19 protein-coding genes and 1 riboswitch are annotated in these 20464 nt (G+C 63.4%); of the genes, 5 read left to right on the top strand and 14 right to left on the bottom strand.

Going from position 1 to position 20464, the window contains the following annotated elements:
• Positions 1-10 precede the first annotated feature (10 nt).
• The 14 genes from nuoK to AC0L3L_RS04805 all read right to left on the bottom strand — a co-directional run bounded on the left by nuoK (position 11) and on the right by AC0L3L_RS04805 (position 12055).
• Entirely contained in the window at positions 11-319 is a 309-nt protein-coding gene (nuoK, locus tag AC0L3L_RS04870) for an NADH-quinone oxidoreductase subunit NuoK (RefSeq protein ID WP_006335669.1), read from the bottom strand.
• 1 nt (position 320) lies between these two features.
• Positions 321-941, bottom strand: coding sequence for an NADH-quinone oxidoreductase subunit J (locus AC0L3L_RS04865; RefSeq protein WP_473636754.1), 621 nt, complete (start codon positions 939-941; stop codon positions 321-323).
• A 232-nt stretch (positions 942-1173) separates the two neighbouring features.
• A complete protein-coding gene (gene nuoI / locus AC0L3L_RS04860) occupies positions 1174-1665 on the bottom strand; it encodes an NADH-quinone oxidoreductase subunit NuoI (RefSeq protein ID WP_023798861.1) in 492 nt (163 codons plus the stop codon).
• Positions 1665-2708: an NADH-quinone oxidoreductase subunit NuoH gene (nuoH, locus tag AC0L3L_RS04855; RefSeq protein ID WP_473636753.1), complete on the bottom strand. Its 1044-nt coding sequence runs from the start codon at positions 2706-2708 to the stop codon at positions 1665-1667. Before nuoH ends, nuoI begins: the two co-directional genes overlap by 1 nt.
• Before the next feature lie 2 nt (positions 2709-2710).
• Entirely contained in the window at positions 2711-4792 is a 2082-nt protein-coding gene (gene nuoG, locus AC0L3L_RS04850) for an NADH-quinone oxidoreductase subunit NuoG (protein ID WP_473636752.1), read from the bottom strand.
• Positions 4793-4866: 74 nt separating this feature from the next.
• Entirely contained in the window at positions 4867-5562 is a 696-nt protein-coding gene (locus AC0L3L_RS04845) for an NADH-ubiquinone dehydrogenase (RefSeq protein ID WP_473636751.1), read from the bottom strand.
• Between the two features lie 128 nt (positions 5563-5690).
• The gene (nuoF, locus tag AC0L3L_RS04840) at positions 5691-6995 is read right to left on the bottom strand and encodes an NADH-quinone oxidoreductase subunit NuoF (protein ID WP_473636750.1); all 1305 of its coding nucleotides are present in this window, start codon (positions 6993-6995) and stop codon (positions 5691-5693) included.
• 10 nt (positions 6996-7005) lie between these two features.
• Positions 7006-8337, bottom strand: a complete 1332-nt coding sequence (locus tag AC0L3L_RS04835) for an NADH-quinone oxidoreductase subunit E (RefSeq protein WP_473636749.1) — start codon at positions 8335-8337, stop codon at positions 7006-7008.
• Positions 8338-8356: 19 nt separating this feature from the next.
• A complete protein-coding gene (locus tag AC0L3L_RS04830) occupies positions 8357-8770 on the bottom strand; it encodes a hypothetical protein (RefSeq protein WP_473636748.1) in 414 nt (137 codons plus the stop codon).
• Complete coding sequence (locus AC0L3L_RS04825) at positions 8770-9960, bottom strand: NADH-quinone oxidoreductase subunit D (RefSeq protein ID WP_473636747.1); 1191 nt, start codon at positions 9958-9960, stop codon at positions 8770-8772. The genes AC0L3L_RS04830 and AC0L3L_RS04825 overlap by 1 nt, the downstream gene beginning before the upstream one ends.
• 9 nt (positions 9961-9969) lie before the next feature.
• On the bottom strand, positions 9970-10575 hold the full coding sequence (locus AC0L3L_RS04820) for an NADH-quinone oxidoreductase subunit C (protein ID WP_473636746.1): 606 nt from the start codon (positions 10573-10575) through the stop codon (positions 9970-9972).
• Complete coding sequence (locus AC0L3L_RS04815; RefSeq protein ID WP_473636745.1) at positions 10572-11111, bottom strand: hypothetical protein; 540 nt, start codon at positions 11109-11111, stop codon at positions 10572-10574. The genes AC0L3L_RS04820 and AC0L3L_RS04815 overlap by 4 nt, the downstream gene beginning before the upstream one ends.
• A 6-nt stretch (positions 11112-11117) precedes the next feature.
• Positions 11118-11699: a NuoB/complex I 20 kDa subunit family protein gene (locus AC0L3L_RS04810; protein ID WP_023798851.1), complete on the bottom strand. Its 582-nt coding sequence runs from the start codon at positions 11697-11699 to the stop codon at positions 11118-11120.
• Positions 11690-12055 carry an NADH-quinone oxidoreductase subunit A gene (locus AC0L3L_RS04805; RefSeq protein ID WP_023798850.1) on the bottom strand — a complete coding sequence of 122 codons (366 nt, stop codon included), beginning with the start codon at positions 12053-12055 and terminating at the stop codon, positions 11690-11692. Before AC0L3L_RS04805 ends, AC0L3L_RS04810 begins: the two co-directional genes overlap by 10 nt.
• A 335-nt stretch (positions 12056-12390) precedes the next feature.
• On the opposite strand from AC0L3L_RS04805, the gene AC0L3L_RS04800 reads away from it, so the two are divergent.
• The 5 genes from AC0L3L_RS04800 (at position 12391) to cobG (ending at position 20462) form a co-directional block, all read left to right on the top strand.
• The gene (locus AC0L3L_RS04800) at positions 12391-13590 is read left to right on the top strand and encodes a winged helix-turn-helix domain-containing protein (RefSeq protein ID WP_473636744.1); all 1200 of its coding nucleotides are present in this window, start codon (positions 12391-12393) and stop codon (positions 13588-13590) included.
• 29 nt (positions 13591-13619) lie between these two features.
• Positions 13620-13823, top strand: a riboswitch (cobalamin riboswitch).
• 38 nt (positions 13824-13861) lie between these two features.
• Positions 13862-14296 carry a DUF1636 family protein gene (locus AC0L3L_RS04795; protein ID WP_473636743.1) on the top strand — a complete coding sequence of 145 codons (435 nt, stop codon included), beginning with the start codon at positions 13862-13864 and terminating at the stop codon, positions 14294-14296.
• A complete protein-coding gene (gene cobW / locus AC0L3L_RS04790; RefSeq protein WP_473636742.1) occupies positions 14293-15330 on the top strand; it encodes a cobalamin biosynthesis protein CobW in 1038 nt (345 codons plus the stop codon). The genes AC0L3L_RS04795 and cobW overlap by 4 nt, the downstream gene beginning before the upstream one ends.
• 18 nt (positions 15331-15348) lie before the next feature.
• Positions 15349-18984, top strand: coding sequence for a cobaltochelatase subunit CobN (locus AC0L3L_RS04785; protein ID WP_473636741.1), 3636 nt, complete (start codon positions 15349-15351; stop codon positions 18982-18984).
• On the top strand, positions 18981-20462 hold the full coding sequence (gene cobG, locus AC0L3L_RS04780; RefSeq protein ID WP_473636740.1) for a precorrin-3B synthase: 1482 nt from the start codon (positions 18981-18983) through the stop codon (positions 20460-20462). The genes AC0L3L_RS04785 and cobG overlap by 4 nt, the downstream gene beginning before the upstream one ends.
• Positions 20463-20464 lie beyond the last annotated feature (2 nt).

Here is a 20464-nt window from a genome sequence, read left to right as displayed (position 1 = left end):
GTGGTTTCCGTCAACCCTTCATCATGTTCACGTCTTCGACCGCGATCGAACCGCGGTTGCGGAAGAAGACGACGAGAATGGCGAGGCCGATCGCCGCTTCAGCCGCCGCGACCGTCAGCACGAACAGCGCGAACACCTGGCCGACGAGATCGCCGAGTGCGGCCGAGAAGGCGACGAAATTGATGTTGACCGCGAGCAGGATCAGCTCGATCGACATCAGGATGACGATGATGTTCCTGCGGTTCAGGAAAATGCCGAACACGCCGAGCGTGAACAGGATCGCCGATACGGTGAGATAGTGCGCGATGCCGACGGTCATCTCAGATTCCTTCGCCCGTCTTGACCTTGCGGATTTCCATTCCCGTTGCCGGCGTGCGGCCGACCTGGGCTGATATCGACTGCCGCTTGACGCCCGGCTTGTGGCGCAGCGTCAGCACGATGGCGCCGATCATGGCGACCAGCAGCACAAGGCCTGCGATCTGGAAATAGTAGAGGTAGTCCGTATAGAGGATGTCGCCGAGCGCTGCCGTGTTCGAGCGCGCGGCAAGGTCCGGAATGGGTTTCGAAACCGTCGCGGCCAGTTGCGGCGCGAACGTATAGCCGCCGAGCACGACGATCAGTTCAGCCGCCAGGATCAGCCCGATCAGCGCGCCGATCGGCGCGTATTGCAGGGAGCCTTCCTTCATCTCGGCGAAATCGACGTCGAGCATCATGACGACGAACAGGAACAGCACCATGACCGCGCCGACATAGACGACGAGCAGGATCATCGCCAAGAACTCGGCGCCGGTCAGCATGAACAGGCCCGCGGCATTGAAGAAGGTCAGGATCAGGAACAGCACGGAATGCACGGGATTGCGCGCCGAAATGACCATGAACGCCGACGCCACCGCGACAAAGGCGAAGAGGTAGAAAAAAGCCGCCTCTAGTCCATTCAGCATGGGTTCCCCCGGGTTCCTGTTCGAGCACCACTCGCGCGCTGCTCGATATTTGCCACCGCCTCCGGTCGGCAAGTTTCGTGTTCCTATCGCATGTTTCGATCGGGTTCAAAGACCCGATCGAAAAGAAACATGCGACACTTTCAATTCCGGAGGATGATCTTGTCCGAAAAGTCTGCAACTTTTCGGGATCATCCTCTGAACGAGGCCCCTCGCCTCGTCCATGCGTCAAATGTCAGCGGTACGGCGCATCCAGCGAGATGTTGCGCGCCAGTTCGCGCTCCCAGCGGTCGCCATTGGCCAGCAGCTTGTCCTTGTCGTAATAAAGTTCCTCGCGCGTCTCGGTCGCGAATTCGAAATTCGGCCCCTCGACGATGGCGTCGACCGGGCAGGCCTCCTGACAGAAGCCGCAATAGATGCACTTCACCATATCGATATCGTAGCGCACGGTGCGGCGCGTGCCGTCGTTGCGGCGCGGGCCGGCCTCGATGGTGATGGCCTGCGCCGGGCAGATCGCCTCGCACAATTTGCAGGCGATGCAGCGTTCCTCGCCGTTCGGATAGCGGCGCAGCGCATGCTCGCCGCGGAAGCGCGGACTGGTCGGCCCCTTCTCATGCGGATAGTTGATCGTCTCCTTCGGCGCGAAGAACTGGCGCATCGACAGGAAGAAAGCGCTGACGAAGTCCTGCAGGAGCAGCGATTTTGCGGCTTGGGCTAGAGCAGACATCACGCAAACCCCGTGATCTTGAGGAACGCGGCGACAATCACCACCATCGCCAGCGAGATCGGCAGGAAGACCTTCCAGCCAAGCCGCATCAGCTGGTCGTAGCGGTAGCGCGGCACGAAGGCCTTCACCATCGAGATCATGAAGAACACCAGGCAGACCTTGAGCACGAACCAGATCAGGCCCGGCACCCAGGTGAAGGGAGCGAAGTCGAAGGGCGGCAGCCAGCCGCCGAGGAACAGGATGGTGGCCAGCGCGCACATCAGCACGATGGCGACATATTCGCCGAGGAAGAACAGCAGGAACGGCGTCGACGAATACTCGACCATATGGCCGGCGACGAGTTCCGATTCGGCTTCCACCAGGTCGAAAGGCGGGCGGTTCGTCTCGGCCAGCGCCGAGATGAAGAAGATGACGAACATCGGAAACAGCGACAGCCAATGCCAGTCGAGGAAGGTGTTGGGCAGGCCAACCCGCGTGCCCAGCCCATCCTGCTGCGACAGCACGATGTCGGAGAGGTTGAGCGAGCCGACGCAAAGCAGCACGGTAATGATGACGAAACCGATCGAGACTTCGTAGGACACCATTTGCGCCGCCGAGCGCAGCGCGCCGAGGAACGGATATTTCGAGTTGGACGCCCAGCCGCCCATGATCACGCCATAGACCTCGAGCGAGGAGATGGCGAAGACGTAGAGGATGCCGACATTGACGTTGGCGATCGCCCAGCCCTCATTGACCGGGATGACCGCCCAGGCCGAGATCGCCAGCACCGCTGACACCAGCGGAGCCAGCAGAAAAACGCCCTTGTTGGCGCCGGACGGAATCACCGGCTCCTTGAACACGAACTTCAGCAGGTCGGCGAAAGCCTGCAGCGTGCCCCATGGGCCGACGACGTTCGGACCGCGGCGCAATTGTACCGCCGCCCAGATCTTGCGGTCCGCGTACAGGATGTAGGCGACGAAGATCAACAGCACGACGATCAGCACGACCGACTTCAACAGGATGATCAGCGCCGGCAGCACGTAGAAGGAGAAGAAGGTGTCCATGCTTATTCCGCCGCCTGCCTGAAGCCGTTTTTCGCCAGCGCCGAGCATTCCGCCATCACCGCGGAAGCCCGCGCGATCGGGTTGGTCAGGTAGAAATCCTTGACCGGCGAGGTGAAAGCGCCCTTGTTCAGCCGCCCGCCGAGCTTCGCCACCTTGGCGACGTCGTCAGCATTGCCGGCCGCCACCTGGTCGATGCGGGCGAGATGCGGATATTCGCCATAGAGTTTTGCGCGAAGCTGCGGCAGTGAATCGAACGACAACCTCTTGCCCAGCACATCCGACAGCGCCCGCAGGATCGCCCAGTCCTCGCGCGCATCGCCCGGCGCGAAGCCGGCACGGTTGGTCTGCTGCACGCGGCCCTCGGTGTTGACGTAGGTGCCCGACTTTTCGGTATAGGCGGCGCCCGGCAGGATGACGTCGGCGCGGTGCGCACCGTGGTCGCCATGCGTGCCGATATAGACGACGAAGGCGGCGCCGGTCTTGGCCATGGCGATCTCGTCGGCGCCGAGCAGGAACAGCACGTCCATGTCGCCCAGCATGCCGGCGACGTTCTTGCCGCCCTCGCCCGGCACGAAGCCGACATCAAGACCGCCGACACGTCCCGCCGCAGTGTGCAGCACGGCAAAGCCGTTCCAGTCGGCTCTCGCGGCATTGACGGCCAGGCTAAGCTTCGCCGCCTGGCCGAGCACGGCCGCGCCATCCGAGCGTGCCAGCGCACCTTGGCCGACGATAACAAGCGGATGCGTCGCCTTCTTCAGCACCTGGAAGAACTTGCCATTGCCGTCGGCCAGATCCTTCAGCGATTCCGTTCCGGCGCCGAGCTGTTCATAGTCGTAGCGCGTATCGCCGACATCGCCGATGACGCCGACCGGCAGGTTGCCGACCCGCCAGCGCTTGCGGATGCGGGCGTTGAGCAAGGACGCCTCGAAGCGCGGGTTGGCGCCGATGATCAGCACCGCGTCCGCCTGCTCGATGCCCTCGATGGTCGGGTTGAAGATATAGCTTGCCCGGCCGAGCGACGGATCGAGCGCAGCGCCATCCTGGCGGCAGTCGGTGTTCTTCGAGCCGAGCGAAGCCATCAGCAGCTTCAGCGCATAGATCTCCTCGACGGCGGCAAGATCGCCTGATATGGCGCCGATCTTGTCGGGTGCGGTCCTCGACACCGCTTCCTTGATCGCGGAGAAAGCCTCGGCCCAGCTTGCCGGGGCCAGCTTGCCGTTCTTGCGTACGTATGGCCGGTCGAGGCGCTGGGTGCGCAAGCCGTCCCAGATGAAGCGGGTCTTGTCGGAAATCCACTCCTCGTTCACCGCCTCGTTGGTACGCGGCAGGATGCGCATCACCTCGCGGCCTCTGGAATCGACGCGGATCGCCGAGCCAACGGCGTCCATGACATCGATGGATTCGGTCTTGGTCAGTTCCCACGGCCGCGCCTGGAAGGCGTATGGTTTGGAGGTCAGCGCACCGACCGGGCAAAGGTCGATGACGTTGCCCTGCAGTTCCGAGGTCATCGCGCTTTCGAGATAGGTGGTGATCTCGGCGTCCTCGCCGCGGCCGATCAGGCCGAGCTCTGAAATGCCGGCGATTTCGGTGGTGAAGCGGACGCAGCGCGTGCAATGGATGCAGCGGTTCATGATCGTCTTGACCAGCGGCCCGATATATTTGTCTTCGACCGCCCGCTTGTTCTCGTGATAGCGCGAGGAATCGACGCCGAACGCCATCGCCTGGTCCTGCAGGTCGCATTCGCCGCCCTGGTCGCAGATCGGGCAATCGAGCGGATGGTTGATCAGCAGGAATTCCATCACGCCTTCTCGAGCCTTCTTGACCATCGGCGTGTTGGTGAAGATTTCCGGCGTTTCGCCATTCGGGCCGGGGCGCAGATCGCGCACGCCCATGGCACAGGATGCCTGCGGCTTGGGTGGCCCGCCTTTCACCTCGATCAGGCACATGCGGCAATTGCCGGCGATCGACAGCCGCTCATGGAAGCAGAAGCGCGGCACTTCCGCGCCGGCGTCCTCGGCTGCCTGCAGCAGCGTGTAGTGGTCGGGTACAGTAATCTCTTTCCCGTCGACCTTGAGCTTTGCCATGTCGTCTCAAACCCCTGCGGACATTCCGCAATCTTTCTTTCCGGGCGCAGCCGAAACCGCGCCCGGCATTGAATTCAATGTTTGGCCGCGGCCAGCACCGCCGCCTGGCCAAGCCAGTCGTCGCGACCGACGCGGCCCTTGAACGACAGATAATCGTCAACCCAGGCGATCTCTTCCGGCGTCCATGCCGCGATCTGGCCGTACGTCCAGATGCCCAAGCCGTTCAGCACCTCTTCCAGCTTCGGCCCGATGCCCGATATCGCCTTGAGGTCGGCCGGATTTGCCGGACGATCCATGGCCTGGGGCTGCTTGAAATCCTCGGGCATCAACCGGGCCGGAGCGGCGGCCGCATCCGAATCCGTTACATTTCGTGCACCATCCATGCTGTTCGCCGCCATGTCATTCACGTTCTTGGCGAAGGACTGTGCCTCGGCGATCAGAGTTTTCGTCGCCGCCCGCGCCTTGGTCGAGGAGCTTGTCCCTGCCGCCGAAAAGCGTTCGACCCTGGCATCGAAATCGTCGACCACCGGCTGGAAGAGCCGTTGCGAGGCCTCGGCGGCGCCCGAGAGCACGCCCATCCATACCCCAAAGGCATGATTTGCAAGCCCAATGCCGAACGCCGACATCGCTGCCGCCCCCGCGACAGGATGCGCCAGGAGATTGACGGCGCTCGCCATCTCCTTCGGCATCATCCTGGTCAGGTCCTGGTTCATCTTCTTGAATGGGTCCAAATCTGGCATCAAATGATCGAGTCTCGAATTCAGCGACATAGGTGGTCTCCTGGTCGTTTCTTCCGTATACCCCGGCCTATTTCCTCAAATCGGGCACTTGCCCGTATTTCAAATCGGGCACGTGCCCGCATTCCAATCGGGCACGTGCCCGTATTTCGAATTCGTCTCTATTCTGCCGCCACCATCACCGGCTCTGCGCGGTGCGCGTTGCGGGAAAACTCGTCGATACGCCGCTCCACCTCGCCACGGAAATGCCGCATCAGGCCTTGGATCGGCCATGCCGCCGCATCGCCCAGCGCGCAGATCGTGTGGCCTTCGACCTGTTTGGTCACGTCTAGCAGCATGTCGATCTCACGCTTCTGCGCCTCGCCGCGCACCAGCCGCTCCATCACCCGCCACATCCAGCCGGTGCCTTCGCGGCACGGCGTGCACTGGCCGCAACTCTCGTGCTTGTAGAAGTAGGAAAGCCGGGCAATCGCCTTCACGATATCGGTCGATTTGTCCATGACAATGACGGCCGCCGTACCGAGGCCCGATTTCAGGTCGCGTAGCGCATCGAAATCCATCGGCGCGTCGATGATCTGCTCCGCCGGCACCAGCGGCACCGAAGCGCCGCCCGGAATGACCGCCAGCAGATTGTCCCAGCCGCCGCGAATGCCGCCGCAATGCGTCTCGATCAGTTCGCGGAATGGGATCGACATCGCTTCTTCGACGGTGCACGGATTGTTGACGTGGCCGGAGATGCAGAACAGCTTGGTGCCGACATTGTTGGGCCGGCCGATGGACGAGAACCAGGCAGCGCCGCGGCGCAAAATGGTCGGCGTCACGGCGATGGACTCGACATTGTTGACCGTCGTCGGGCAGCCATAGAGGCCGACATTGGCCGGGAACGGCGGCTTCAGCCGCGGCTGGCCCTTCTTGCCTTCGAGGCTTTCGAGCAGCGCCGTTTCCTCGCCGCAGATATAGGCGCCGGCGCCATGGTGCATGTAGATGTCGAAATCGTAGCCGGACGTATTGTTCTTGCCGATCAGCTTGGCCTCATAGGCCTCGTCGATCGCGCGCTGCAGCGCCTCGCGCTCGCGGATGAACTCGCCGCGCACATAGATGTAGGCGGCGATCGCGCCCATGGCGAAGCCGGCGATCAGGCAGCCCTCGACCAGCGTATGCGGATCGTGGCGCAATATGTCGCGGTCCTTGCAGGTGCCGGGCTCGGATTCGTCGGCGTTGACGACGAGATAGCTCGGCCGGCCGTCGCTCTGCTTGGGCATGAACGACCATTTCAACCCGGTCGGAAAGCCGGCGCCGCCGCGGCCGCGCAAGCCTGATGCCTTCATCTCGTTGACGATCCAGTCGCGCCCCTTGGCGATGATGCCGGGCGTGTTGTCCCAGGCGCCGCGCGCCATCGCGCCGGCCAGCGACTTGTCGAAGCGGCCGTAGATGTTGTTGAAGATGCGGTCTCTGTCCTGAAGCATTGTTCTTCCCTCAGACCGGTTTCTTGCCAAAGACGCGGATGTATTCGGCGACCCCGTCCTTGGCGAGCGCCTTGGCCTGCTTGACCCAGCCTTCGCGCTCGATGCGGCCGTGGAAGCTGAGGTAGCCGTCTACCCATTCGCGCTCGGCTTTCTTCCAGGACGCGACTTGCGCGTAAGTGAAGATGCCCAGCGAATGCAGGATGCCCTCGATCTTCGGACCGACGCCTGAGATCAGCTTGAGATCGTCGACCAATGCCGGCCTTGCGATTCCGGCCGGCCGGTTCTTGTCCTCGAGCGAAGGCTTGGCAGGCTTGGCATTGGTCGTCTTCGAGGCGGCCGTCTTACCGGCAGCGCCGAGCTGCGTGCCCTTGGCTTCCGGCGCCTTGAAAGCGGCCGCTGGCTCAGCCTTGATTATGGGACCGCTGCGCTGTTTCAAAACCTTTTCGACTTCCGGCGCGGCCTTGTTGGCGTTGGCGGCCGAATGCCGCGGTGCTCTGACGCTCGCCGCCTTTTCCGTCTCTGGTGCCACCCTGACCGGCGAAGGCGACTTCAGCGCCGGGCTGGTTTCGGGCGCATCGGTCTTCGGCTTGCTGGCCTTCGACGGCGCAACGGGGCCGGCCGGTGCCTGGGCCGGAGCGGCTGGCGTTGCGACAATTGCCGCTGGCGCTGCCTCCCTGGCTGCCTTGGCGGCTGCCTTGGCTTCCCTGTCGCGGGTCGTCTTCAGGATCGCCTTTTCGTTCTTCAGCGTCGTCAGGCCGGTGATCGGCTCGGAGGTGATGCGGCCGTTCTGCGGCCCCGGCTTCACCGAAGCGCCCTTGCCGGCCTCATAGAGATCGATGATCTCGGCCAGCCGCTCCGGCGTCAAATCCTCGAACGTGTCCTTGAAAATCATCACCATCGGCGCGTTGACGCAGGCGCCAAGGCATTCGACCTCTTCCCACGACAGCGTGCCCTTGTCGTTGGTATGGAACTGGTCGTGATGGATCTTGGAGCGGCACACATCCATCAGCGCTTCCGAGCCGCGCAGCATGCAGGGCGTGGTGCCGCAGACCTGGATATGCGCGCGGGTGCCGACCGGATTGAGCTGGTATTGGGTGTAGAAGGTCGCAACTTCGAGCCCACGGATGTAAGGCATGTCGAGCATGTCGGAGATCGTCTCGATCGCCGCCTTGGTCACCCAGCCTTCCTGCTCCTGCGCCAGCATCAGCAAGGGGATGATCGCCGACTGCTCGCGGCCCTTGGGATACTTCTTGATCCATTGCTTCGCCGCTGCCGCATTCGCCCGGTTGAAGGCGAAGGCGGCTGGCTGGAGGCTGGCTTCTGCGAGACGGCGGACTGACATGATTTTCGCTTTTATGTTTCTAATGGCCAGAGCTGTAGGAGCGATAGCAATCCTCGGATCGTCCAAACACGCATACGAACTCTTCATTTCCACGCTTCAAGCGGATGTACTGATCGTGGTGGCTATACACCCAAGCTATTGGTTTGCAACGGTATTCTTCAGGCATCAATGATGCCACCAGGTTGTTGTAGGCCGCGCAGTTGGACGGTGTTGGCGACCGACCATGCACGAGAATACCCTCATCCATTGATGGGGCCTGGGTGCTCAAGCCGCGCACAGTGAGCAGGTCGCCTTCAGCGACAAGCTTGAATCCATCCTTGAGAAGATCGGTTGATGAAAGCTCCTCAGCGGAGCCGGCAAGGGTCGTTTCGGTGGAGGCGGCAAGACATCCCGCCGCTATGAACGCCTGTGAGAATCGGGCCACTCTCATCATCAGCGATCGACCTCCCCGAAAACGATGTCGAGGGAGCCGAGAACGGCAGTGACGTCGGCCAGCATGTGGCCGCGGCACAAAAAGTCCATGGCTTGCAGATGCGCGAAGCCGGGCGCGCGCAGCTTGCAGCGGTAGGGCTTGTTGGTCCCGTCCGAGACCAGATAGACGCCGAACTCGCCCTTCGGCGCTTCGACCGCCGCATAGACCTCGCCCGCCGGCACGCGATAGCCTTCGGTGTAGAGCTTGAAGTGATGGATCAGCGCTTCCATCGAACGCTTCATCGCCGCGCGCTTTGGCGGCACCACTTTGCCGTCGAGGTTTGACACCGGCCCCGTGCCTTCCTTGCCGAGCAGCAGGTCGACGCACTGGCGCATGATTTTCGCCGACTGGCGCATCTCTTCCATGCGTACGAGGTAACGGTCGAAGCAGTCGCCGTTCCTGCCGATTGGAATGTCGAAATCCATCTCGGCATAGCATTCGTAAGGTTGCGACTTGCGCAGATCCCAGGCGACGCCGGAGCCGCGCACCATGACGCCCGAAAAGCCCCAGGCCCAGGCATCGGCCAGCGAGACGGTGCCGATGTCGACATTGCGCTGCTTGAAGATGCGGTTGCCGGTCAGCAGTGCGTCGAGGTCGTCGAGCGATTTCAGGAACGGATCGATCCAGTTGCCGATATCCTCGACCAGTTGCTGCGGCAGGTCCTGGTGGACGCCGCCGGGCCGGAAATAGGCCGCATGCATGCGCGAGCCGCTGGCCCGCTCGTAGAACACCATGAGTTTTTCGCGCTCGACGAAGCCCCAGAGAGGCGGCGTCAGCGCGCCGACATCCATCGCCTGCGTCGTCACATTGAGGATGTGCGACATGATGCGGCCGATTTCGCAATAAAGCACGCGGATCAGCTGTCCGCGCTTCGGCACCTCGATGCCGAGCAGCCGCTCTGCGGCCAGCGCAAAGGCATGCTCCTGGTTCATCGGCGCGCAGTAATCGAGCCGGTCGAGATAAGGCACGGCCTGCAGATAGGTTTTGGCTTCGATCAGCTTTTCGGTGCCGCGATGCAACAGCCCGATATGCGGATCAACGCGATCGACGACTTCGCCATCGAGTTCTAGAACCAACCGCAAAACACCATGGGCAGCAGGGTGCTGAGGCCCAAAGTTGATATTGAAGTTGCGGACGGAAGTTTCAGCCATTTTGGCGTCTCAATTCGTCTTGGCTTTTTCGTCGCCTGGAAGCACGTAATCCGTACCTTCCCACGGCGACAGAAAATCGAAATTGCGGAATTCCTGCTTCAATTCCACCGGCTCGTAGATGACGCGCTTGGCCTCGTCGTCGTAGCGCACCTCGACGAAGCCGGTCAGCGGGAAATCCTTGCGCAGCGGATGCCCTTCGAAGCCGTAGTCCGTCAGGATCCGCCTGAGATCGGGATGGCCCGAAAACAGCACGCCATAGAGATCGTAGGTTTCGCGTTCGAACCAGTCGGCGCCGGGATAAACGCCGGTGATCGACGGCACCACCGTCTCTTCGTCGGCCTGGACCTTGAGCCGGATACGAACATTCTGCTTCGGCGACAGCAGGTGATAGACGACGTCGAAGCGCTTGGCCCGCGATGGATAATCAGCGCCGCAGACGTCGATGATCGAGATGAACTGGCATTTTGGATCGTCGCGCAGGAAGTTCACCACCTCGATCAGATCGTGCGGCTCGACCGAGATGGTGAGTTCGCCATAGGCAAACACCGCTTCGCCGATCCGGCCGCTCAGCTTCTCGCCGAGATAGGTCGAGAGTTCATTCAACGATAGGCTCATGACAACCTCGCCAACCAATCTAGGATCTTGCGCGAGTCTTCCGCATCTTTCTCACCAAACCAACCGCTCTCCCTAGCGGCGTCAATGGTCAAAAAAACCTGACATTCATTGTCGTCACCCGGCTCGCCAAAGAACAGCTTTCCGACAAACTGCCGGGTTTCCAGATTTGCGGGGTCACCGTTTAGGGCAACGCACTCCACAAACAACTTTTCGGTAGCTGTCCCCTGGCCTGACGAAGTAGAGGAAAGCCTGGCCGACATTTCAGCAATCAGGTTCTTGGTTCGATCGCCAAGCGAACGCAGTTTCAAGTCGCCATGATAAAAGACTATTCGTGGCTCGTCTGTCGGCTCGGGTTCCCAATCATTCAATAGGATGTCGATGCCCACACCAGCAGCACCAAATTTCGTGTCTATTGAAAGCGCCGAAGAATAAAACCTCGAACCAGAGTCAGTTTCCGCAAATCGCTGGTCAAGCGCTTTGAACATCAAACCCAGCCAAGGCTCAGGGTTGCCATAAATAATCTGAGCTCCATCCATTGTGATTTACCGCTCGATCGTGCCGGTGCGGCGGATCTTCTTTTGCAGCAGAAGGATGCCGTAGAGCAGCGCTTCCGCGCTCGGCGGACAGCCGGGCACGTAGATGTCGACCGGCACGACGCGGTCGCAGCCGCGCACCACCGAATAGGAATAGTGGTAATAGCCGCCGCCATTGGCGCAGGAGCCCATCGAGATGACGTAGCGCGGTTCCGGCATCTGGTCGTAGACCTTGCGCAGCGCCGGCGCCATCTTGTTGGTCAGCGTGCCGGCGACGATCATGATGTCGGACTGGCGCGGAGACGCGCGCGGCGCGACGCCGAACCTCTCCGAGTCGTAGCGCGGCATCGAGGTGTGGATCATCTCGACCGCGCAGCAGGCAAGACCGAAGGTCATGAACATCAGCGAGCCGCTGCGCGCCCAGGTGATCAGCGCCTCGGTCGAGGTGACGAGAAAGCCCTTGTCGGCAAGCTCGTCGTTGATCTCGAGGAAGAAGGGATCATTCGCCCCGACCGGCTTTCCGGTGCTGGGGTCGAGAATGCCTTTTGGCTTCGGCGCGACGAGCGTGCCGGAATTGTCGCTCAATCCCATTCCAGCGCTCCTTTTTTCCATTCATAGGCAAAGCCGATGGTCAGCACCGCCAAAAACACCATCATCGACCAGAAACCGAGCATGCCGATCTGGCTGAAAGACACTGCCCACGGAAACAGGAAGGCCACCTCCAGATCGAAGATGATGAACAGGATCGACACCAGATAGAAGCGGATGTCGAACTTCATGCGGGCGTCGTCGAACGAGTTGAAGCCGCACTCATAGGCGGAAAGCTTTTCCGGATCGGGGTTGCGGTAGGCCACCAGGAAGGGTGCGGCAAGCAGCGCCAGGCCGACGACCAGCGCCACGCCGATGAACAGGACGATGGGCAGGTACGAACTCAACAATGCGTTCATGCTGCAGCTTTCCGTTGGCGGCCAATCCACTCTGATTACAGCACCGGACCCACTTGCGGAAGCGTGACAGTTTAATCACTGAACCGTTTTAGGGGGCTCTATGCTGCAACGCGGCGAGGGTTAGCGCAGGGCTTTCGGCGAAGCAAGTCAAACCTTGTTCAAAACCCGGTGCTGGGCAGCATATCCGGATAAACTGGTCCGATCCGCTCCTGTTTGATTTCCTTCATTTTTTACTCCAGTTTTCTCTCCTGACATAGATGCCGACAAAACCCTGCTAGCATGACGCGGAATCATTCGCCCCAACCTTGGTCGAACGCCAACAGAGTGCCGTCTGCATGAAGGAAAAGGTCTCGCTCGCCATGGCCCGGCGCATCGCGCTTGCCGCACAGGGGTTTGCCGATCCTCGCCCTAACAGCACGCCCGATCGCCGCCATCTGGCCCGTGTGCTTGGCCGGACCGGCCTGCTGCAGATCGATTCCGTCAGCGCGGTGGTGCGTGCCCACTATATGCCGCTTTATTCGCGGCTTGGCCCCTACCCGCTTGCCCTGCTCGACAACGCCGCCGTGACGCGCAAGCGCTCGGTCTTCGAATATTGGGCGCATGAGGCCTCCTTTCTGCCGGTCGAAACCTATCCGCTGATGCGCTGGCGCATGGAGCGGGCCGAACGTGGCGAGGAAATGTATAACGGACTGGCCAAGTGGGGCCGCGAACGCGCCGCCTACATTGAAGACATTTATCGCGAGGTCGTCGAACGAGGGCCGGTCGCCGCATCCGCCCTCGAAGGCCAGAAGGGAAACGGCGGCTGGTGGGGTTGGAGCGATGCCAAGCACGCTTTCGAATGGCTGTTCTGGGCCGGCCGTATCACCACGGCGTCGCGTCGTGGCTTCGAGCGGCTCTATGATCTGCCGGAGCGCGTGCTGCCGCCGGCAGTACTTGCTTTGCCGGTGCCCTCCCCGGAGGATGCGCACCGCGAATTGCTGCGCATCTCCGCCCGCGCCCACGGCGTCGCGACAGCGGGCGACCTGCGCGACTATTTCCGCCTCTCTCCCGCCGACATCAAGGGCCGCATCGAGGAACTGGTCGAGGCAGGCGACCTTTTGCCGGTTCGCGTCGAAGGCTGGGACAAGCCTGCCTATCTTCATAAGGACGCCCGTTTTCCGCGCAAGATCGAGGCGCGCGCCTTGCTTGCTCCCTTCGATCCGGTCGTCTTCGAACGAGCGCGCACGGAAAGACTGTTCAACTTCCGCTATCGCATCGAGATCTACACCCCCGCCGAAAAGCGCCAATACGGCTATTACGTGCTGCCGTTCCTGCTCGGCGAAAGGATCGTGGCGCGCGTCGACCTCAAGGCCGACCGCCCCGCCGGCGTGCTGCGCGTCCATGCCGCCTATGCCGAGCCCGGCGCCCCGCCGCAAACCGCCGCCGAGCTTTTCGACGAGTTGAAGCTGATGCAGGGTTGGCTCGGCCTGGAACGCATCGAGGTGACGCCGGCCGGTGATCTGGGTTCGGCTCTCGCCGACATTACCGCGTCGTAGACGTGCGTTGACACGACTGCCTCCACAAGCCTAAATCCGGTTCAGACGGTCTCCTCTCGGCAAAGGGAGGAGCCAAGAGGGAATGCGGTGCGAAATCTCGATTTCAAATCCGCGGCTGTCCCCGCAACTGTAGGCGACGAGCCAAGGCCGATAACCACTGGGACGGTCCCGGGAAGGCGGCACCAAGGCGATGACCCGCGAGCCAGGAGACCTGCCGTCTAGGACATAAGAATCCGATCGCCTGGCGGGTTTTCCGGGCAAGGAGCCTGATTTGGAACGCGACAGCAGTTTTTCGGCTGAGACAGCGGGCGTATTGTCCGGCGATGATGATGCTCTGGCCGACGTCACCGTGATCGTCTGCGCCTCCTGCCGTGACGAGACCGGCTCCGACGGCCATCCTCGCGCCGGCGAATTGTTGGCCGAAGACACGCGCCGCGCTGTATCAGGCGAAAATATCCGTATCCGCACCGTCGAATGCCTTGGCAACTGCAAGCGCCGCCTCAGCGCCGCGATCCTGCGCGACGGCTGCTGGAGCTATGTCTTTGGCGACCTGACCGTGACAAGCGGCGCCGATCTGGTCGCCGGTGCAAAGCTCTTCGCCACCTCGACGGACGGCCTCATTCCATGGCGCGGCCGCCCCGATTGCCTGAAACGCGGCCTCGTCGCCCGCATTCCTCCCCTCGACCTTGTGAAGGATCAGATATGACCACTTCCGTCTCCCGCGTGCCCTGCACCGTCGTCACCGGCTTCCTCGGCGCCGGCAAGACGACGCTGATCCGCCACCTGCTCGAAAACGCCGGCGGCAAGCGGCTGGCCATCATCGTCAACGAGTTCGGCGATATCGGCATCGACGGCGAGATTCTGAAGGGATGCGGCATCGACACCTGCCCTGAGGAAAACATCGTCGAGTTGGCCAATGGCTGCATCTGCTGCACCGTTGCCGACGACTTCGTCCCGGCGCTCGACCAGATCCTGTCGCTGTCGCCGAGGGTCGACCATATCCTGATCGAAACCTCTGGGCTGGCTCTGCCCAAGCCGCTGGTCCAGGCCTTCCAGTGGCCGACGGTCAAGAGCCGGGTGACGGTCGACGGCGTCATTGCAGTCGTCGACGGACCGGCGCTGGCTGAAGGCCGCGTCGCCAACGACATGGACGCCCTGCAGGCGCAGCGCGCGCAGGACGAGACACTCGACCATGACGATCCGGTCGAGGAAGTGTTCGAGGACCAGCTCGCCTGCGCCGACCTGATCATATTGTCGAAGAGCGACCTGATGGACGCCGCCGGCTCGGCCCGGGCCAATGCGATCATCGGCGAGCACGCCGCGCGCGCCGTCACGATCGTGCCGACCTCGCAGGGTAAGGTCGATCCGTCCGTGCTGCTCGGCCTTGGCCTCGCCGTCGAGGACGACATCGAGAATCGCAAGACTCACCACGACGACGAACTCGATCACGAGCATGACGACTTCGACTCGTTCGTCATCGACATTCCGTCGATCGCCAATCCCGATGAGCTGGCGTTGCGCGTCACCACGGCGGCGGAGGAAGAAAACGTGCTGCGCGTCAAGGGTTTCGTCGACGTCGGCGGCAAGCCGATGCGGCTCCTGCTGCAGGCCGTCGGCCCACGCGTCAATCACTATTACGACCGCGCCTGGACCACTGAGGACGATCGCCGTTCGCGCCTCGTCGTCATCGGCCTGAAAGGGCTGAACCGCCCGGCCATCGAGCGTATTCTCGCGGGCTGACCTCAGGCACGAGCCGCGATGCACATCCTCACCACAACATCCGCCTCGCTCGACGATCTCGCCGAGCCTGTTGATCTCAGGCAGACGCCTGCGGATGTCGTGGCGCTGTCTTTCACCGACAGCGATCTGGCCGGGCTGGCGGTGGCGTGGAAAGCAGACGCGGATCGCCTGCCCTCGATGCGGCTGGCGGCTTTGCGCGATCTGCGCCATCCGATGTCCGTCGATCTCTGGATCGACAGCGTCGCCCGGCACGCCAGGGTTATTTTGGTTCGCATCCTCGGCGGTTACGACTGGTGGCGCTACGGCTGCGACCAGCTCGCCTCGACCGCCCGCGCACGCGGCATAAAACTGGCGCTGCTGCCCGGCGAATGCCGCGACGAGGATCTCCGGCTGATCGAATGCTCGACGCTGCCGCGCGAAGAGCTCAACGGCCTGCTCGATTATTTTCGCGAGGGCGGCCCGGAGAATATGACGGCGCTGGTGAATCAGCTGGCGCGGCTGGCGGGACAGGACGCGGCGGTCGTGGAGCCGGTTGTCGTGCCGAAGGCGGGCTATTATGAGCCGGCACTGGGGGTCGAGCGCGACGTCCCCCTCCCCCTCGAGGGGAGGGTCCGGCCGCAGGCCGGGGGTGGGGTCGCCTGTGAAGTGCGCCAACAGCAAAAAACGTCGAGCACTGCCGCAACGACCCCACCCGGCCCTGCGGGCCACCCTCCCCTCGAGGGGGAGGGGGACGTCGTGCCCATTCTCTTCTACCGTTCGATGCTGCTCGCCGCCGATGTCGCGCCGATCGACGCATTGTTCGAAGCGCTCGGGCAGCGCGGCATCATCCCCGTCCCCATCTTCGTGTCCAGCCTCAAGGACCCGGCATCGCTCACCTTTGTCGAGACCGCGCTTGCCACGCTGAAGCCTGCGGCCATCATCACCGCCACGGCCTTCGCCTCCGGTGCTGAGCCCGGCGTCGAAACCCTGTTCGACCGCGCCGGCGTTCCTGTCTTCCAGGTCATCGTCGCGACGACACGCCGCGACATCTGGCAAAACAATCAGCGCGGCCTGGCGCCTGCCGACCTGGCCATGCATGTCGTCCTGCCCGAACTCGACGGCCGCATTCTCGCCGGTGCCATTTCCTTCAAGGGAGAGAGCGAGGTCGATCCCGCATTGGCTTTCCGCGCGTTCGCCAACCGGCCGGAGCCGGACCGCGTCGCGCAGGTGGCGAACCGTGTCGAGGCGTTCGTGCGCCTGCAGCGCACGCCGCGCGAAAAACGCAAGCTCGCCATCCTGATCCCCGACTATCCGAGCGCCCCCGGCCGCACCGGCTACGCCGTCGGCCTCGACGTGCCGTCCAGCGTGCTGGCGATGCTGCACGACTTGAGCGAACAGGGCTACACCGTTGAAGGGATTCCGCAAACCCCGCGTGCGTTGCTGGATGAGCTGGAAAAGGGCGGCCAAGGGTTGGCATTGAAGGAGTATCTGACGTTCTCGAAGGAATTGCCGCCGGCGGCCATCGCTGCGGTAGAGGCCGCGTGGGGGAATGCGGCAGATGAGACAGGTTGGTGCGAGGCACCCCCCTCTGTCCTGCCGGACATCTCCCCCTCAAGGGGGGAGATTGCGCTGTCGTCGCTGCTTTCGCCAATTACCGAGGAGGAAGAGCCGTCGGTAGAACTGCCGATCTCCCCCCTTGAGGGGGAGATGTCCGGCAGGACAGAGGGGGGTGTTCAAGCGCCTACCGCGGCAAATTTCCCTTTCCGCGCCACCACCTTCGGCAACATCACCGTAGCACTCGCCCCCGATCGCGGGCGCACCGCCGACCGTCGCGCCGACTATCACGACCCGACGCTGCCGCCGCGCCATGCGCTGATCGCTTTCGGCCTGTGGCTGCGCAAGTCGCTCGGTGTCCACGCCCTCGTTCATGTCGGCGCCCATGGCACGCTGGAATGGCTGCCCGGCAAGACCGTGGCACTCAGCGAAACCTGTTTTCCCGAGATCGTCACCGGCCCGCTACCCGTCATCTACCCCTTCATCGTCTCCAACCCCGGCGAGGCAGCACAGGCCAAGCGGCGCATTGCCGCCGTCACCCTCGGCCATCTGCCGCCGCCGCTGACCGGCGCCGGTCTGGACGAAAACCAGCACCAGCTTGAGCGGCTGGTCGACGAATATGCCCAGGCCGACGGGCTCGACCGCCGTCGCCGCGATCGCCTGGCGAGGCTGATCGTCGAAACCGCGCAAAAGACCGGTCTCGCTTCCGAGGCCGGCGTCGCCGGAACCGACGCGCCCGACGAAGCGCTGCGCCGCATCGACGCCTGGCTCTGCGACCTCAAGGATTTCGCCATCAAGGACGGGCTCCATATCTATGGCCGCTCAGCCGAGGGCGAGGCCGATCCGCTGCGCCGGCAAAGTGCCGCGGCTGAGAAGGCAGCACTCATCGCCGCCCTCGACGGCCGCCATGTCGCCGCCGGTCCGGCCGGTGCGCCAGCGCGTGGCCGTCGCGATGTCCTGCCGACCGGCCGCAACCTGTTCACATCAGATCCACGCACCATGCCGACGCCGACATCCTTCGATCTCGGCAGGGCGGCCTCCGACGAGGTCTTGCGCAGCTACATGCAATCGCATGGCGACTGGCCGCGCTCGCTGGTCATCGACCTGTGGGGCTCGGCCTCGCTGCGCACCGGCGGCGAAGAGATCGCGCAAGGGCTGGCGCTGATGGGCTGCCGGCCGCAATGGGATTCTGCCACCGGCCGCGTCACCGGCATCGAGGTGCTGCCGCCGGCCACCCTTGGCCGCCCGCGCGTCGATGTCACCTGGCGCATTTCAGGCCTGTTCCGCGATATGTTCCCGACCCAGATCGCCCTGATCGATGCGGCCGGCAACGCCGTCGCCGCCCGCGACGAGGACGCGACGGAAAACCCGCTCGCGGCCAAGGCCCGCGCTGACGGTAAGATCAGCCCGCGCATTTTCGGCACCTCGCCCGGCACCTACGGCGCCGGCGTCGAGGATTTATTGTCGAGCGGCGACTGGGCCGCGCGCGAAGAGATCGGTCGCGCCTATCTCGACGCCACTTCGCATGCCTATGGCGGCGTCAACGGGGAAGGGATTTCGTCGCCAGGCGCTTTTGAGGACCGTATCGCCGAGGCCGACCTTCTCGTCCATACGGGAGACGATCCCGGCCGCGATATTTTGGAAGGCTCCGCCGATGTCGCCTTCATTGGCGGCTTTTCGGCGGCGCTTGCGACGCTCGGCAAGAACGCCGACGTCATCGTCCTCGACACCACGGACCCGCAAAAGCCGAAGCCGCGCTCGATCGGAGAAGCGGTGTCGCGCGTCGTGCGGGCGCGTGCCGTCAACCCGCGCTTCATTGCCGGCCAGATGCGGCACGGCCCGCGCGGCGCATCGGAATTCGCCGAGACGGTCGACCGGCTGGTCGGCTTTGCCGAGACCACTCATGCCATATCGGGCGCGCTGATCGAGGCCGTGCACGACGCCTATCTTAGCGATCCCACGGTTCGCGCCTTCATCCTGCGCGAGAACCCTTCGGCCGCGAAGGCGATTGCCGAGCGGTTTCTGTCGGCGCGGCGGCGCGGTCTCTGGCACCCGCTGCGCAATTCCGTCGACGACGACCTCGCCGCACTGATCGCCCAAGCCCAGGGGGTGGCGGCATGAACGCCTTCTCCCGCCGCGGCGCCTGCCCTGCTTTGTCCGCGCCGATGCAGACCGGCGACGGTCTTCTGGTGCGGCTCAATCCGGTCGCTGGAGGACTCTTGCCGAAATCCCTGATCGGACTCGGTGAATCCGCCTTGCGGCATGGCAACGGCATCATGGAAGTGACCGCACGTGGCAGCCTGCAGATACGCGGCCTGACGCCGGCCAGCGCCCGGCTTCTGGCCGTCGAGGTCGATGCGCTCGGCATCGCCGTGCGCACCGGCGTGCCGGTGGAGCACGGACCGCTGGCGGGGCTGGACCCGGAAGAGATTGCCGACCCACGCCCGCTGGCGGAGCAGATTCGGGCGGCAATTACTGAAGCTGGGCTGGCACAGCGCCTTGGCCCTAAGGTTTCGGTGATCGTCGATGGCGGCGGACAGTTGGCTATGGATGTGGTGACGGCCGATGTGCGGCTGGCTGCGGTGCGGGTGGACGCGGCAATTCAGTGGAAGATGTCCATTGCCGGAGACGGACAGAGTGCGAAATCCCTCGTCATGGTCGAGGAAGAAGCGGCGCGTGATATCGCCATCGCAATTCTAAGGATGGTTGCCGAAAAAGGCCGGGAAGCCCACGCAAGGGATTTGACCGAGAGGCAGCTAAGATCGCTCGCAAGTTGGCGCGTCTTACCCCCCTCTATCCTGCCGGACATCTCCCCCTCAAGGAGGGAGATCGGCGGTTTCGTCGTTGGCTCTTCCTCCGCAGCATCGGAGATCGGCGAAACCAGAGATCAGAGCGCAATCTCCCCCCTTGAGGGGGAGATGTCCGGCAGGACAGAGGGGGGCGCCGTGGAGCGCCTTCCTGTGCCGGCTCGCTTCCCCTTTGGCGTTTTTGATCTGACAGATGGCACCGCCCTCGGCATCGGCCTGCCCTTCGGCAGCATGCCAGCGCAAAAACTCATCGCTCTCACGCAACAAGCCCTCGCCCTTGGCGCAACCGAAATCCGCCTGGCGCCGGGCCGCGCGCTGCTTTTCCTCGGCCTGCCACCGGCCGCCTGCCCCCAGTTGCGGGACATCGCCACCACCCTCGGCTTCGTCACCGACGCAGCCGACCCGCGCACGAAAATCGCCGCTTGCCCCGGTACGCCGGCCTGCGCCTCCGGCCGGATCGCCACGCGCGACATCGCCGAGACCATCGCCGCAGAAAACCGCGACATCCTCGATTCCTCCGTCACCCTGCACATTTCCGGCTGCGCCAAGGGCTGTGCCCATCCCGGCCCGGCGGCGCTGACACTGGTCGGCGGCGAAAACGGGGCCGGACTTGTCGTGGACGGGACGGCAAAAATCCTTCCCGCCGGATACAGGCCTGGTTATGGCGCCGCGCGCGGCATTGGCCGCATTGCGGCAGCCATCCGCGGCACACGATTTCGAGGCGAGACCACCGCCGCCTGCCTGACAAGGCTTGGCGCGGCCGGTGTCACCGAACTCTACCGACAGGACTGAAC

The sequence above is a fragment of the Mesorhizobium sp. WSM4849 genome (assembly GCF_055811385.1).
Note: the sequence above shows the minus strand (reverse complement) of the source record. Positions and strands in the feature narration are given on the sequence as shown.